The organism is Caulobacter sp. DWR2-3-1b2 (assembly GCF_049896345.1).
In the GTDB taxonomy this organism is placed as follows: Bacteria; Pseudomonadota; Alphaproteobacteria; order Caulobacterales; family Caulobacteraceae; genus Caulobacter.
In genome coordinates, this window is record NZ_JAFCUC010000004.1 from 389155 (window position 1) to 403030 (window position 13876).

16 protein-coding genes and 1 pseudogene are annotated in these 13876 nt (G+C 66.6%); 6 read left to right on the forward strand and 11 right to left on the reverse strand.

From position 1 onward, the window contains the following. Window positions 1-42: 42 nt before the first annotated feature. The 6 genes from ACP694_RS13745 to ACP694_RS13770 all read right to left on the reverse strand — a co-directional run bounded on the left by ACP694_RS13745 (window position 43) and on the right by ACP694_RS13770 (window position 6792). Window positions 43-1110: a helix-turn-helix domain-containing protein gene (locus ACP694_RS13745; protein ID WP_426013225.1), complete on the reverse strand. Its 1068-nt coding sequence runs from the start codon at window positions 1108-1110 to the stop codon at window positions 43-45. A 168-nt stretch (window positions 1111-1278) separates the two neighbouring features. Next, window positions 1279-3543 carry a phosphoenolpyruvate--protein phosphotransferase gene (gene ptsP / locus ACP694_RS13750; RefSeq protein ID WP_426013226.1) on the reverse strand — a complete coding sequence of 755 codons (2265 nt, stop codon included), beginning with the start codon at window positions 3541-3543 and terminating at the stop codon, window positions 1279-1281. 205 nt (window positions 3544-3748) lie between these two features. Continuing rightward, window positions 3749-4354, reverse strand: coding sequence for a glycine zipper 2TM domain-containing protein (locus tag ACP694_RS13755; protein ID WP_426013228.1), 606 nt, complete (start codon window positions 4352-4354; stop codon window positions 3749-3751). A gap of 191 nt (window positions 4355-4545) precedes the next feature. Continuing rightward, window positions 4546-5007: a hypothetical protein gene (locus tag ACP694_RS13760; RefSeq protein WP_426013229.1), complete on the reverse strand. Its 462-nt coding sequence runs from the start codon at window positions 5005-5007 to the stop codon at window positions 4546-4548. Window positions 5008-5081: 74 nt separating this feature from the next. Beyond that, on the reverse strand, window positions 5082-5531 hold the full coding sequence (locus ACP694_RS13765; protein ID WP_426013230.1) for a hypothetical protein: 450 nt from the start codon (window positions 5529-5531) through the stop codon (window positions 5082-5084). A gap of 13 nt (window positions 5532-5544) precedes the next feature. Beyond that, the gene (locus ACP694_RS13770) at window positions 5545-6792 is read right to left on the reverse strand and encodes an aspartate kinase (RefSeq protein ID WP_426013231.1); all 1248 of its coding nucleotides are present in this window, start codon (window positions 6790-6792) and stop codon (window positions 5545-5547) included. A 203-nt stretch (window positions 6793-6995) separates the two neighbouring features. Here ACP694_RS13770 and ACP694_RS13775 point away from each other — a divergent pair, with 203 nt between their 5' ends. The 5 genes from ACP694_RS13775 (at window position 6996) to ACP694_RS13795 (ending at window position 10319) form a co-directional block, all read left to right on the forward strand. Further along, window positions 6996-7514 carry an AbrB/MazE/SpoVT family DNA-binding domain-containing protein gene (locus tag ACP694_RS13775; RefSeq protein ID WP_426013233.1) on the forward strand — a complete coding sequence of 173 codons (519 nt, stop codon included), beginning with the start codon at window positions 6996-6998 and terminating at the stop codon, window positions 7512-7514. Further along, window positions 7507-7890 carry a type II toxin-antitoxin system VapC family toxin gene (locus ACP694_RS13780; RefSeq protein ID WP_426013235.1) on the forward strand — a complete coding sequence of 128 codons (384 nt, stop codon included), beginning with the start codon at window positions 7507-7509 and terminating at the stop codon, window positions 7888-7890. The genes ACP694_RS13775 and ACP694_RS13780 overlap by 8 nt, the downstream gene beginning before the upstream one ends. Window positions 7891-7892: 2 nt before the next feature. Next, window positions 7893-8648, forward strand: a complete 756-nt coding sequence (gene ubiG / locus ACP694_RS13785; RefSeq protein ID WP_426013237.1) for a bifunctional 2-polyprenyl-6-hydroxyphenol methylase/3-demethylubiquinol 3-O-methyltransferase UbiG — start codon at window positions 7893-7895, stop codon at window positions 8646-8648. 158 nt (window positions 8649-8806) lie between these two features. Next, window positions 8807-9856, forward strand: coding sequence for a glycine zipper 2TM domain-containing protein (locus ACP694_RS13790; RefSeq protein ID WP_426013239.1), 1050 nt, complete (start codon window positions 8807-8809; stop codon window positions 9854-9856). Between the two features lie 151 nt (window positions 9857-10007). Beyond that, window positions 10008-10319: a glycine zipper 2TM domain-containing protein gene (locus ACP694_RS13795; RefSeq protein WP_426013241.1), complete on the forward strand. Its 312-nt coding sequence runs from the start codon at window positions 10008-10010 to the stop codon at window positions 10317-10319. A gap of 64 nt (window positions 10320-10383) precedes the next feature. Here ACP694_RS13795 and ACP694_RS13800 read toward each other — a convergent pair whose 3' ends face one another. The 4 genes from ACP694_RS13800 to ACP694_RS13815 are packed head-to-tail and all read right to left on the reverse strand — an operon-like array spanning window position 10384 to window position 12717. Then, window positions 10384-10818, reverse strand: coding sequence for a DUF1178 family protein (locus ACP694_RS13800; RefSeq protein ID WP_426013242.1), 435 nt, complete (start codon window positions 10816-10818; stop codon window positions 10384-10386). 15 nt (window positions 10819-10833) lie between these two features. Then, the gene (locus tag ACP694_RS13805) at window positions 10834-11655 is read right to left on the reverse strand and encodes a carbon-nitrogen hydrolase family protein (RefSeq protein WP_426013244.1); all 822 of its coding nucleotides are present in this window, start codon (window positions 11653-11655) and stop codon (window positions 10834-10836) included. Next, complete coding sequence (grxC, locus tag ACP694_RS13810) at window positions 11652-11906, reverse strand: glutaredoxin 3 (RefSeq protein WP_426013245.1); 255 nt, start codon at window positions 11904-11906, stop codon at window positions 11652-11654. The genes ACP694_RS13805 and grxC overlap by 4 nt, the downstream gene beginning before the upstream one ends. Window positions 11907-11937: 31 nt before the next feature. Then, entirely contained in the window at window positions 11938-12717 is a 780-nt protein-coding gene (locus ACP694_RS13815) for a ComF family protein (RefSeq protein WP_426013247.1), read from the reverse strand. On the opposite strand from ACP694_RS13815, the gene ACP694_RS13820 reads away from it, so the two are divergent. Then, window positions 12716-13630 (forward strand): methyltransferase domain-containing protein, encoded by a 915-nt coding sequence (locus ACP694_RS13820; RefSeq protein WP_426013249.1) that lies wholly within the window; start codon window positions 12716-12718, stop codon window positions 13628-13630. The two genes, ACP694_RS13815 and ACP694_RS13820, sit on opposite strands and share 2 nt — an antisense overlap. A 22-nt stretch (window positions 13631-13652) precedes the next feature. Here ACP694_RS13820 and ACP694_RS13825 read toward each other — a convergent pair. Beyond that, window positions 13653-13876: pseudogene (locus ACP694_RS13825) on the reverse strand (hypothetical protein); the annotation flags it as partial.

The following is a 13876-nucleotide window of genomic DNA, read 5'->3' on the forward strand; positions in this document are numbered from 1 at the left end:
ATGTCGCCCGCCGTCGGCTTCGCTGGCCGGAGGGCGACAGGATTACTGAGGGGCGGCCGGCGGGGCGACCGGAGCCACCGGGGCCGCGACCAACTTGCTCAGCGTCACTTGCGGTGTCGCCAGGCGCGTGGCCAGCACGCCGTTGACATAGACGTCGAAGGCGGTCGGGTCGGAGACATCGGCGACCAGGCCAGCAGTGCGCGGGGCGCGGAACGACTCTCCAGTTGCCATCCAGCGGGCGAAATAGGTCGAGTCGCCGGCCCCGTGCACGGCCAGCGAGGCGGGCTTGCGGGCCTGCAGCACGACGCCCGAGGCGTCGGCGGCCGTGGCGCCATAGATCGCGCCCTTGGGGCGGAACGGCGTGCCAACCCGGGTCAACTGGAGCGCGTCGGCGGTTGCGCCAGCGGCTTCCGCGCGGGACTTGGAGGCGGCGGTCACAGCGTCGGCAGAACCGCCATTGGCGGCGGCGTCGTCGAGGCCGGGGGTCTTGTAGGGCTCGGGCGTGGTCGATTCGACCGGAGCCGGCAGGGGGGCGCCCAGCGGGACCGAACCCGGCGTGGCGTTGGGATCGACCGGAATGGCGGCGGGCGCGGCGACCGCGGCGCTGGCCTGCTCCCGGGCCACCAGGGCGGGCGGGGCGTCCTTGGCGATGGCGCGCTGGGCGACGTTCCACAGCACGATGGCGGCGACGATCAGCACACCCAGGGCCAGGATCAGGCCCAGACGCGGGTCGCGTTCGTGACGCACGCCGACCGGCGCGCGCAACGGTTCGCTGTCGTCGGGCGCGTCCAGCTTGAAGCGGTCGACGGCGGCGTCGCCGTCCAGGCCCAGCAGCTTGGCGTAGGATTTCACATAGCCGATGGTGAAGGGGCGCGAGGGCAGTTCGTCGAGGCGCAGGTCCTCCAGCGCCTCGACATAGCCCTGGCGGATGCGGGTGGCGTCGGCGACATCGCGCAGGGTGAGACCCCGAAACTCGCGCGCCGCGCGCAGGGCCGAACCGATATCGACGCCGAAGTCGATCGAAGGCTGATGCGCCGTCGCGGGCGCGTCCTCCGGATCGCTATCGGCGACCAGATGCAAGTGCGGAACCCTGCCCGTATCCAGCGGCATGGCTGCCATGTGACCCCAAAATTCGCGCCGTACGGGAGCCCGACAGAGAACCCTACGACTATGCCCCACCCGAGATAACCGGGATTATTAATACTTCATCGTGGATATCAAAGTAAGTCGCCGGATTCAATACACTATAAGGTAGAGCTCGGTTAACGCTCCGACCGTCTAGATCGCGACGTAAAGCTTGCGCGCCAAGGTTTCGATCTCACCACGGAGCGACCCGGCCGAGGTCTTCAGCAGCGCCTCGACATTGCGCCGGGCGGCCTCGCGATCGAGCGAAAGCACCATCTGCTTGACGGGTCCGATGCCGGCCGGCGGCATCGAGAAGGCGTCGAAACCCAAGGCCAGCAAGGCGAAAGCCTCAAGCGGCCGCCCCGCCATCTCACCGCAGACCGACACCGGCGTGCCCGTGTCGGCGCAGGCCTGCTGGATGGTCTTCAAGGCCCGCAGGGCGGCCGGCGACAGCGGATCATAGCGATCCGACACCCGCGAGTTTCCCCGGTCGGCGGCGAACAGATACTGCATCAGGTCGTTGGTGCCGACCGAAACGAAATCGGTCATCGGCAGCAGGGCGTCCAGATGCCACAGCAGGGACGGCGCCTCGATCATCGCGCCGACGTCCAGGCGCGCGGGTTCAGGCCGGCCACGCTTGAGGGCCCAGGCGACTTCCTGATCGACAAAGGCGCGGGCGGCGCGGAACTCGTCCACATTGGCCACCAGCGGGAACATGATCCGCAGCGGACGCCCGGCGGCGGCCTTGATCAGGGCGCGGATTTGCATGCGCAGCAGGGCTGGACGGTCCAGGCCCATGCGGATGGCCCGCCAGCCCAAGGCCGGATTGTCCTCGCGCTCCAACTCCATGTACGGCAGCAGCTTGTCGCCGCCGAGATCCAGGGTGCGGAAGGTGACCGGCATGCCGTTGGCGGCGTCCAGCACCTTCTCGTAGAGCGCGGTCTGAGCCTCGAGCCGGGGCATTTCCTCGGCGACCATGAACTGGAACTCGGTGCGGAACAGGCCGATGCCCTCGGCCCCCGTCTCGCCCAGGATGTCGAGATCAACGGCCAGGCCGGCGTTCATCAGCAGGGTGATCTTGTCGCCGTCCTTGGTGACGGCGGGTGTGTCACGCAGGCGGGCGAACTCGGCCTTGCGCTGGGCGCGGACCTCCATCCGGGCCTTCAGCGACTTGACCACGTCGGGACGCGGCCGCAGCCAGGCCTCGGCGGCCTCGGCGTCGACCACAACGGGGTCGCCCTCGTTGACCCGGTCGCGCAGTCCGGCGAGGCGGCCGACGCAGGGGATGTCTAGGGCCCGGGCGACAATGCCCGCGTGGCTGGCGGACGAGCCTTCCTCGAGCAGGATGCCCTTCAGCTTGGTGCGGTCATATTCCAGCAGGTCTGCGGGCCCGAGGTTGCGGGCGATCAGGATGGCGTCGTCCGGCAGGACCCGCACGGCGTGGACGTCGCCCGACAGGTGACGCAGCAGACGGTCATTGAGGTCTTCCAGATCGTGCAGCCGCTCGCGCAGATAGGGGTCGCGGGCCTGGCCCAGACGGGCGCGGTGCTCTGAACGCACGCGTTCGACCGCCGCCTCGGCGGTCAGGCCCGAGCGCACGGCTTCCAGCAGCGACCGGTTCCACCCCCGGTCATGGGCGAACATCTTGTAGGTCTCGAGCACTTCGTAGGAGGCGCCGACCAGGCCGTGCTGGCCTTCCAACATCTCGTCGATCTGCTGCTTCAGAGCATCGACCGCGACCTTGAGCTTGGCCTCCTCGGCGGCGGCGTCATCCGACAGCAGTTGCTCGGGGGCGACCGGCTGTTCGTGCAGCACCGCCACGCCACAGGCCAGGCCCTCGGCGAAGCGCGCGCCCTTCAGGCGCTCGGGCTTGTGGGGCGCGATCTCGACGTCCTTGAGCTCGTCCAGGCCCAGCAGTTCGCCGGCGCTGACCATCTCGGCCAGGACCATGGCGATGATCTGCAGGTCCTCGACCTCGTCCTCGCCATAGACCCGCTCGGTGCGGTTCTGGACGACCAGCACGCCGATCGAGCGGCCGCCGCGCAGCAGCGGCACGGCCAGGAAGGCGTGATAGGGATCTTCGCCGGTTTCCGGGCGGTAAGAGAAGGCCGGGTGGCTGGCTGCGTCCGACAGGTTCAGCGGCCGGCCCAGGCGCATGGTCTCGCCGACCAGACCTTCGCCAGGCTTTAGCCGGGTGACGTGAACGGCGTCGCGCGACAGGCCTTCGGTGGCGAACAGTTCCAGATCGTTGGACGCACGGCGCAGATAGATCGAGCAGACTTCCGCCACCATCGAAATGGCGATGGTGCGCACCACCAAGTCGAGCTTGACCTGGGCGGGGCCGCCCCCGGCCATGGCCTCGCGAATCTGCCGAAGCAGGCTGCGTGGTCCCCGAACAGCGATCCCAGACGCCGCCATGTTCGCGCGCGCACTCCCCTTTTGGCCTGTACGGCTTAGCCCGACAACACGCGTCAGGGGTTAAGAAGCCGCAACGCCGTGGAGCGGGCTATAGCAGATTTCGCGCGACGCACAGCGTTCGCTCTCGGTCAATTCGCGCAGGACGCGCGAAAAAGCGCCGCCCCTCGGAGAGGGACGGCGCCGGGTCGTTCAACCTGACCAGCGGTTAGCGGTGTTGGCCGTAGTAGCCATTGCCGTAGCTGGTTCTGTAGCCGCTGTTGTAGCGGTCGTTGCGCTGGTCGCGACGAGGGTTGGAGCGGTTGTCATAGCCGGTTTGGCCGTAGCCGGTGTTGTAGCTCGATCCGCCATTGTAGGTCTGGCCGTAGCCATTGTTGTGGCTCGACCCGCTGTCGTAGGTCTGGCCGTAGCCGTTGTTGTAGCTCGACCCGCTGTCGTAGGTCTGGCCGTAGCCGTTGTTGTAGCTCGACCCGTTGTCGTAGGTCTGGCCGTAGCCGTTGTTGTAGCTCGACCTGTTGTTGTAGGTCTGGCCGTAGCCGTTGCCATAGCGAGTGTCGCGATAGTTGCTCGAATAGCGACGGTCGTTGCGATCGTTGTCGGTGGCCGCGCCCAGGGCGGCGCCGGCAACGGCGCCGATGACGATCCCGCTCTTGTCGCCCTTCGACAGGGCGCCGCCGGCCAGGCCGCCGATCAGGGCGCCGATCACGGCCCGCTGCGTCTTGTCGCCGGCGAAGGCGGCCGAGGCGGGCAGGACCAGAGCGCCGGTCACGGCGACGGCGACGGCGATCTTCGAGAACTTACCAAAGGTCTTCATGGCGTTTGCTCCTAGAGAGCGTCAGGCCGGAAGAAGTCCGGTGCGGCGCTGTTGGGACCTTTGTCGCATTGCCGCCTTGAACCCGATCTGAACGGCGTTGTTCAGGTTCCCGTCATGTTGACGACCGATCCAATCGCACCGACCTCCCATCATCCGCCCCAAGAGGGCGGCCCCAGCCCCAACAGCTTCCGTCAGCCGTGCCCCGGCAAGGCCAGCGGTTCGCTGACCGCCTCGACCAACTGCCTGGCCTGTTCGACGGCGGCGTCGATGTCGGCCTCGATGAACTCGACCTCTGCGTCGGTCAGGGGATGGGGGGCGGCGATGGTGTCGCGCAGATAGGCGCGTTTCTCGGGCTCGGTCATGGTCCACCAGCCGACGGTGTGACCTTCCTCGATCACCGCGTCGCCCATGGCCAGCAGGTCGTCCTCGTCGAAGATCGGCCGCCCGGGCTGTTCGGGGAACCACTGACCGTCGTCGGGCAAGAACTGGTCCAACTGCTTGAGCAGCACGGCCAGCCAAGGGCTGACCAGCAGAGGCTTTTCATAGCCGTCGCCGAACTTGGCGCGCAGCAGCAGATCGTACAGCAGGTCCAGGCCCGCATCGCCCTGGAAGGTGACCGACTTCTTTTCGGGATCGAAGTGGAAGACGGACATAGGGGCTCCTGAAGGGATTCGCGGCCCTTCATACTGTCAGAAGGCGACGTTTTGCTAACGGCGAAACGTCTACTTCAGTTGGTGGCAACCATGGCAGCTAAAGCCAGCCTGGCGTGAATGATCCAAGCTTCGATCGCACCTTCGATCCGCTCGATGTCGCGATCGGTCATTCCCACTGGCGCGGCCACGACCTCGCGAAGATAGCGACGGCGCTCCTCGGCGGTCTTGGTCCACCAACCGATCGTCGCGGCTTCCGCAATGATCGCGTCGCGAATAGCCAAGACGAGATTATTGTCGAAGATCGTAAGCTCATCAGCCACGCCAACCTGTGGGGCAGGCTGTTGAAGGCCAAGCGCGCCGGTGATCCGCGTGCTCAGATCAGCTATCCACTCACTCAGAAGCAGAAGCCTATCGTGCCGATCACCAAACTTGGCGCGCTGGATAAGGCCCAACAGCAGATGCAGTCGAGCGCCCTTGAAGGTGACGGTTTTAGCTTCGTCGTCGAAGTCGAATTCGTCCGCCACCTGTCAATCGATCCTAAAGCTGATCCAGCCCATACACGGCATGCAGAGCCCGCACGGCCAGCTCTGTATAGGCCGCGTCGATCAGCACGCTGATCTTGATCTCCGAGGTCGAGATCACCTGGATGTTGATGTTCTTCTCGGCCAGGGCCTGGAACATCGATTGCGCAACGCCGGCGTGGCTGCGCATGCCCACCCCGATCACCGAGACCTTGGCGACGTCCTCGTTGATCGCCACGTCCTCGAAGCCGATCTCGGCCTGGGCCTTGCGGACGATCTCAACGGCGCGGACGGCGTCGCGCTTGCCGACCGTGAACTCCATGTTGGCGGTGTCGGCGCTGCGGGCGCGCGACTGCACGATCATGTCGACATTCACATTGGCGTCCGCCAGCCGGCCGAAGATTTGCGACGACACGCCCGGATGGTCGGGCAGGCCCAGCAGGGTGATCTTGGCTTCGTCGCGGCTATAGGCGACGCCCGAGACGATGCGCTTTTCCATGATTTCTTCCTCGTCGCAGACGATCGTACCTTGGCCGGGAGATTCCCCCGGTTCGACGAAACTCGACAGCACCCGAACCGGCACGCGATGGGCCATGGCCATCTCGACCGAACGGGTCTGCAGCACCTTGGCCCCCAGCGAGGCCATTTCCAGCATTTCCTCGTAGGAGATCTTGGCCAGGCGGCGGGCCTTTTTTTCGATCCGAGGGTCGGTGGTGTAGACGCCATCGACGTCGGTATAGATGTCGCAGGACGCCTTCAGCACCGCGGCGATGGCCACGGCGCTGGTGTCCGAGCCGCCCCGGCCCAGGGTGGTGATACGGCCATCGGAGGTCACGCCTTGGAAGCCGGCGATCACCGCCACCTGGCCGGCATTGAGCACGGCGTCGAGATTGTCGGACGGAATCTCTTCGATGCGGGCCCGGCCATGAGCGTCGTCGGTGAGGATCGGCACCTGCCAGCCCAGGAACGAGCGCGCGCCGATGCCCATGTTGCGCAGGGTCATGGCCAGCAGGCCGGCCGTCACCTGCTCGCCCGAGGCGACGATGGCGTCGTATTCGTCGTCGGATTCCGGCAAACCCTCGGCCGCCCGGCCACAGCCGTCGGTCCAGGCCACCAGCTCGTTGGTCTTTCCCGACATCGCCGAGACCACCACCGCGATCTGCTTGCCGGTCGCCAGCTCGGCGGCGACCAGACGCGCCACCCGGCGGATGCGCTCCAGGTCGGCCACCGAGGTGCCGCCGAACTTCATCACCAGACGAGACACGCCCTACCCCGTAAAAACCTAAGGTCAATTCTTGCGCCGCACGCGGCGGAACATCGCTGGGCGCGCAAGCCGCGGTCTTCTAGCGGCGTGGGGACGCAACGGCAATGTCGCGGATGTCTTTTTCGTCGCGAGCGGCGCGCCTTGACTCCTTTGTCGCAACCTACCTAACTACCTATCTGTTTTCCAGATGATGGAGAGCCGTCATGCCGCCTGACCTGGAAGCCCTATTGCAGGGCCACAAGACCGTCGCCGGAAGGATTCGCGCCTTGGCCGCCGCCGGCGTCCCGCGCGCCCAGATCGCCCGCATCCTCGGCAAGCGGTATCAGCACGTGCGCAACGTGCTGGAGGAGCCGGGGGCGGGGAATACGCCGGTCGAATCCGCGCTTGAAGGACTGGCGGAGGGCGACGCCCGAGCGTCCGTCCACGACAAGCCCAAGACCTATAGACTGCAGGTCCGGAACGGCTCGGTGACCTTACCACCCGAGGTGCTGGAAGCGCTGGGAGCCGGGCCTAACGGCCTGATCATCGCCGAATTGGACGGCGAGTTCTTCAAGATCATCAGCATACCGGAATCGGTCCGCCGGATTCAGGAGCGGCTGCGGCCCTATTGGCGCCCCGGCGTCTCGATCGTGGACGAATTGATCGCCGACCGCCGCCGCGAGGCCGCCGATGATGATCGGGAATATGAGCAATGTCAGGCTCGAAATCGCAAAGATGACTGACGTGGTCCTGGATTCGTCGGCGATCCTGGCGGTGGTTCTCGAAGAACCTGGCCGCGACCTAGTCGTAGGCCGCCTATTTCAGGCCCAAACCTGTTCAGTGAACATAACGGAGGTCGTCACAAAGATGCTGGATCGAGGCGTCGCGATTTTCGACGTCGAAGAGACCGTGTCGGAGCTTTGCGGCCAAATCATCGACTTCGATCGCGACCTCGCCATCCAGGCCGGCCTCCTGCGCGACGCCACCCGCCACAAAGGCCTCTCCCTGGGCGACCGCGCCTGTCTGGCCCTGGCGATGCGCGAGCGTCTGCCGATCATGACCGCCGATCGGGCCTGGGCCGATCTGGACCTCGGCGTAGAAGTCGTGTTCATACGCTGACCATGACCCAAGCCGCCGACACCCCCTCCTGGAGCATCGACCCCGCCGATGTGGCGAGGTTCTCGGCCATCGCCGCCGAATGGTGGGACCCGCGCGGCAAGTTCGCGCCGCTGCATGTGTTCAACCCCTGCCGGCTTAGCTTCATCAGGGAGCAGGCCTTGGCCCGCTTCGACCGCGACGGCAATTCGCGCACGCCGTTCGAGGGGCTGAGCTTGCTCGACATCGGCTGCGGCGGGGGGCTGCTCAGCGAGCCCATGGCCCGGCTGGGCTTCACGGTCACGGCCGTCGACGCCTCGGAAAACAATATCAAGACCGCCGCCGCCCACGCGGCCGAGCAGGGGCTGGAGATCGGCTACCGCCCCGCCACCGCCGAACAGCTTTTGGCCGAGGGCGCGGGGCCGTTCGACGTGGTGCTGACCATGGAGGTGATCGAGCATGTCGCCAACCCGGGCCAGTTCCTGCGGACCTGCGCACAGCTGCTGGCCCCCGGCGGGCTGATGATCGTCGCCACGCTGAACCGTACGCTCAAGGCCTTGGCCCTGGCCAAGATCGGCGCGGAGTACGTGCTGCGCTGGGTGCCGCCCGGCACACACGACTGGAAACAGTTTCTCAAGCCCGAGGAACTGCGCGCCTTCCTGGCCGGCGAGCCCGTGACGATGCAGGGTCCATTCGGCGTGGCCTACAACCCGCTGACCGGCCGCTGGAGCCAATCAACCGACTCCGACATCAACTACATGATGACGGTCACCAAGGACTGAGACCCAAGCGCAACAACACCGCATGTCTTGTCGACGACGCCGCCGCGCCTGGCGGAACCTGAGCCGCCCCTGAGATTTATGGTTGCCAGGGACTTTTCAGGATTGGCGGCTCGCTTCGGGGGTCGAACGTCGATCCGTTCGTCGGAACGGAGACTACCATGACTTTCAAGCACACCGCGTGGGTGATGGCTTCGGCCGTCGCCTTGAGCACCGCCGCGCCGGTTTTCGCGCAATCGAGCGACGCCGCCTATCAGCAGCGCCTCCAGGCCTATGGCGATCAACGCGCCGCCTACAACGAGCGCTCGGCTGATTATCAGGACCAACAGCGCGCCTATGAAGCCGAGCGCTCCAAGTATGTGCGGGCTCGCGCCGACTACGATCGCCGTTACGGTTCGGGGGCCTATGACCGCCGCTATCCACAATACGCAACGCGTTACGTGGACCCCACCTACGCCAGCAGCGGCGCCTATTACGGCGAACAACAAACCTACGATCATGACCGCATGGTCTATATGGACAACCGTCGCGACTATGACAGCCGCAATGGAAACGGCGCCTATGATCGTCGTCATCCGGACGACGCCTCGCGCTACAGCACCGACGGCCGGGTCCATGATTCCGCCAGCAGCGACTATCAGAACCAGCGCGCCCAGTATGATCGCGACCGCGCGGACTATGATCGGGCTCGCGGTGACTATGATCGTCGCTATGGTTCGGGCTCGTACGATAGGCGCTACCCGGATTACGCCACGCGTTACACCACGCCCTACAGCGCCCCCAATGCCGGCGGCTACGGCGACAACGTTTCCTACAACGAGCCCTGCCGTATCGACGCTCGCAAGAACGCGGCCGCCGGCGGTGTGATCGGGGCCCTGGTGGGCGCCCTGGCCGGCTCGAAGCTGGCCGCTCGCAACGCAAAACCCGAAGGCACCGTGCTGGGCGCCTTGGTTGGGGCCGGCGTCGGCGCCAGCATCGGCAACGCTTCGGCCAAGGGTCGCTGCGACGCCCAGGGGCAGTACTGGAGCCGGGAAGAGACCGTGGCCTACCGCGAAAGCAGCCGCTATCGCGCCAGCTCGGCCACCGCCTACAACAACTATTCCAGGACGTGCCGCCTGGCCCCGGCTGACACCGACTACGACGGCCGGACCGAAACCCGTTATGTGCGGGTTTGCCCAGACAGCCAAGGTCGCTATCGCATTCAGGGTTGATCCTGTCGGCAGGATGAACGGCGGCGTCGCCGCCGTTTCATCCGCCGTTCAGGTCGGCTATCCGACAATAGGCTCTCGACCAATGCGAACCAAAAGCAAGCTTGAGCGTTGTTGTTGCCCAAGCGTCTGACAACCGATTTAGGAGGCCGCCATGCGCGCCCAATTCAAGACCCTCGCCGTCATCGTCGCCCTCGGCTTCACGGCGTCCACCATCGCTGTAACCGCCGCCCAAGCCGAGACGCGTCACCGCATCACCGTCTGCAAGAGCACCAAGAGCGCTCGTAACAAGGGCACCGTGATCGGCGGCGTCAGCGGCGGTGTGCTAGGCACGGTCGTCGCGGGCCATGGCAACAAGACCGAAGGCGCCCTCCTCGGCGGCGCCCTGGGCGCCGTCGCCGGCAACCAGATCGCCAAGAGGAATTCCAAGAAGAACAATTGCCACTACGAATATCGCTACTACTAAGCGGCGCGCAAAAGTCAAACGGACGAGGGGACGGGAAACCGTCCCCTTTTTCGTGGTTGAACCCTTAGTTCATGTCCGTCTTCTTGGGCGGAGCCGGCGGCAGGGCCGCGACCTTGACTCCGTCCTCGATCAGGGCCGCGACCTCCTTGGGCGTGGCCTCGCCATAGATGCCGCGATCCTCGGACTTGCCCTCGTGGATGTCGCGGGCCTCCTTGGCGAAGCGGTCGCCGACATAGTCGAAACTGTCCTCGACCTGGCGTCGGACCTCGCTGGCGGCGGTCATCATCATCTCGCGCACCTGGGCGTTGGGTTCGGGCGTGGGCCTGCGCGCCTTGGTGCCGGAGATGGCGGGCGACATAATCTGCTTGCGCACACCCTTGGAGCCGCAGACCGGACAGTCCACCAGCCCACGCGCCAACTGGTCGTCATAGTCCGACGACGAACCGAACCAGCCCTCGAAGGCGTGGTCGTGGTCGCAAGCGAGCGCGTACTTGATCATGAGGCCAATATGGGGTCAGGGACCCGTGAAGGCACGCGCGTTCTTCAGGGCGGGGATCGCCGCGCGGGCCCTGTCGACGGCCCCGAGCTCGAGATCGGCGATCAGCACGCCCGGCGCGTCGTGATCAAGCTTTCCGATCACCTCGCCCCAAGGCCCGACAACGATCGAGCGACCCCAGGTGCCTCTGCCGTCCTCGTGAAGGCCGCCTTGGGCCGCAGCCAGCACGAAAGAGCCGGTCTCGATGGCCCGCGCCCGCAGCAGGATGTCCCAATGCGCCTCGCCTGTTGGCCGGGTGAAGGCGGCGGGCACGGTCAGGATCTGGGCCCCACCCAGCGCCAGGGCACGGTGTAGGGCAGGAAAGCGCATGTCGTAGCAGATGGTCAGGCCAAAGGCGCCCAAGGGGGTTTCGACCACCACGGCTCGGTCGCCGGGCTCGTAGGTCGATGATTCCCGGGCCGTCTCACCGGTCGGCAGATTCACGTCGAACATGTGCAGCTTGTCGTAGGTCGCGACGATCGCCCCGGACGGATCGATCACTGCCTGACGGTTGGCGGCCTTGCCGTCTTCTCGCTTGACCAGCGCCGAGCCGACATCGATCCAGACGCCCAGCTCGCGGGCCAGGTTGCGCAGGCCCAGCACCACCGGATCGTCGTCCAGCGAGACCAGCGTCGGCAGCAGCTTGGCGCGGTCCTTCTGCAGCACGTTGACGCCCTCCGGCGCCAGGATGAACCGGGCGCCCTTCTCCGCGGCCTCGCGCACCAGCGGCGCGACATGGGCCAGAGCGGCCTCGTGGGTGGCCGGCGTGCGGGTCTGAACGAGGCCGACCCGGAGTGTCATGTCGCGAGCAAGGCGTCCAGCTTGCCCGCGCGCTCCAGCGCCATCATGTCGTCGCAGCCGCCGATATGCTGCTCGCCGACGAAGATTTGCGGGAAGGTGGTGCGACCCGAGCGATCCATCATCTCCTTGCGCAGGGCTGGATCCATGCCGGCCTCCAGTTCGGTGAAGTCGGCGCCCTTGTCGTTGAGCAGTTTCAGGGCCCGGGCGCAGTAGCCGCAGAACGGGCGGGTGTAGATGATGACCTTGGCCATGGAGAATCCGTAACAGACGTCGTTTCCGTCCTCATATAGGACGCGCGTGCAGTTCTGTAACGCGCGCGACGACGGCGAGTGTCACCTGGCTGGCTCCAGCCGCCAGCAGCGCCCGCGCGCAGCCCTCCGCCGTGGCGCCGGTGGTCAGCACGTCATCGACCAGCAGCACCTTGCGGCCGACCACCCGATGTCGCCGCGATTCGGGGACGGCGAACGCCGCCGCGACGTTGCGTCGGCGACCCACCGCCGACTTGCCGCCCTGACTGTCGGTGTCGCGCTTGCGGACAAGGGCGTCGGGGAGGTAGGGCCGCCCCGCCATCGCGCACAGCGGCCGGGCGATTTCGGCGGCCTGGTTGTAGCGGCGCTTGAGCAGGCGTGAGCTGTGCATCGGGACCGGAACCACCGCCTCGGCTTCGTCCAGCAGATCCACCGCCGATCGCGACAGCCACCGGGCGAACAGGCTCGACAGGTCGGTGCGGTCGGCGTGTTTCAGCTTCAGGATCAGGTCGCGCGAATGCTCGTCATAGAGGCAGGCCGCCCGCGCCCGGCTGAAGGGCCGTTCGCGCGATTGGCACAGAACGCAGCGGATTTCGCCGACGTCATAAGCGAACGGCGCGCCGCAACCGTCGCACACCGGACCGTCCAGGAAGGTGATGCGGCTCCAGGCCTCGGCCGACAGCCCCGAGGTCAGGGCCGCCGCGCCATCGAAGGCGCGCGGCGGCAGGATCAGGTCCAGCAGGTCCTGCGCCAACGCGGTCAGGCGAGGGGAAGGTTTCCATGACGCGCGAGAAGCCCCATCTTGCGCCGACATGACCGCCGCCCCCCTGCTCTTCGACCGCGCCCTGCTGCGCGCCCGCCTAGACCGCGCCGCGCCCGGCTTCGAGACCGCCGGCTTCCTGAAAGCCCGCGCGGCCGAAGACGCGGTGATGCGGCTGGAAGCCATCCTGCGCGAGTTTCCGGTCGCGGTCGACCTTGGCGCGAGAAACGGCGCCTTTGCTCGCGCCCTGGCGGAGAGCGACGCCCGCGAGAAGATCGGCCTCCTGATCCAGACCGACCTGTCCGAACGCATGCTGGGCGGGCTGCACGGTCCGCGCGTCGCGGTCGACGAGGAGCACCTGCCGTTCGGCGACGCGACGATAGACCTGGCCGTCTCGACCCTGGCCCTGCACTGGACGAATGACCTGGTGGGCGCCCTGATCCAGATACGCCGCGCCTTGCGGCCCGACGGCCTGTTCGTCGGCGCGTTGTTCGGCGGCGCCACCCTGACCGAGCTGCGCCAGGCCCTGCTAGCGGCGGAGGACGAGGTCAGCGGCGGGGCCTCCGCTCGCGTTTCGCCCTTCGCCGACACCGTCGACGCCGCCGGCCTGTTGCAGCGGGCGGGCTTCGCCCTGCCCGTCGCCGACAAGGACCGGGTCAAGGTGCGCTACGGCCATCCGCTGGCCCTTCTGAAGGACCTGCGGGCCATGGGTGAGACCAGCGTGCTGCTCGACCGTTCGCGCAAGCCGCTCCCCCGCAAGGTGCTGTTCCGGGCGATGGAGCTCTATCAGGAACGATTCGCCGAGGCCGACGGCAAGGTGCCCGCCACTTTCGAGATCATCACCGTCACCGGCTGGGCTCCGCACGATAGCCAGCAGAAGCCGCTGCGGCCGGGGTCGGCCAAGATGCGGCTGGCGGACGCGCTAGGCGCGGTGGAGCGGTCGGCGGGGGATAAGGCGGGCGGGTAGGGTAAGTCTCCCAACCCACCGCTCATAACGACGAAAGTCGGGATGTGGATTCACACTTGAAGTGCAACAGGGCGTAGACCTCGGCGGGTGTCTGGAAGCCCAGGCACTTTCGAGGCGTGTGGTTGTGGAGCCTGTTGAGCCACAGGATGTCGTCCAGGTCGAGGGTGTCGAGGTTGGTCTTGCGCGGGAGGAAGCGGCGCAGACGGCCGATGGCGTTCTCGACGCCGCCCTTCTGCCAGGGCGAGT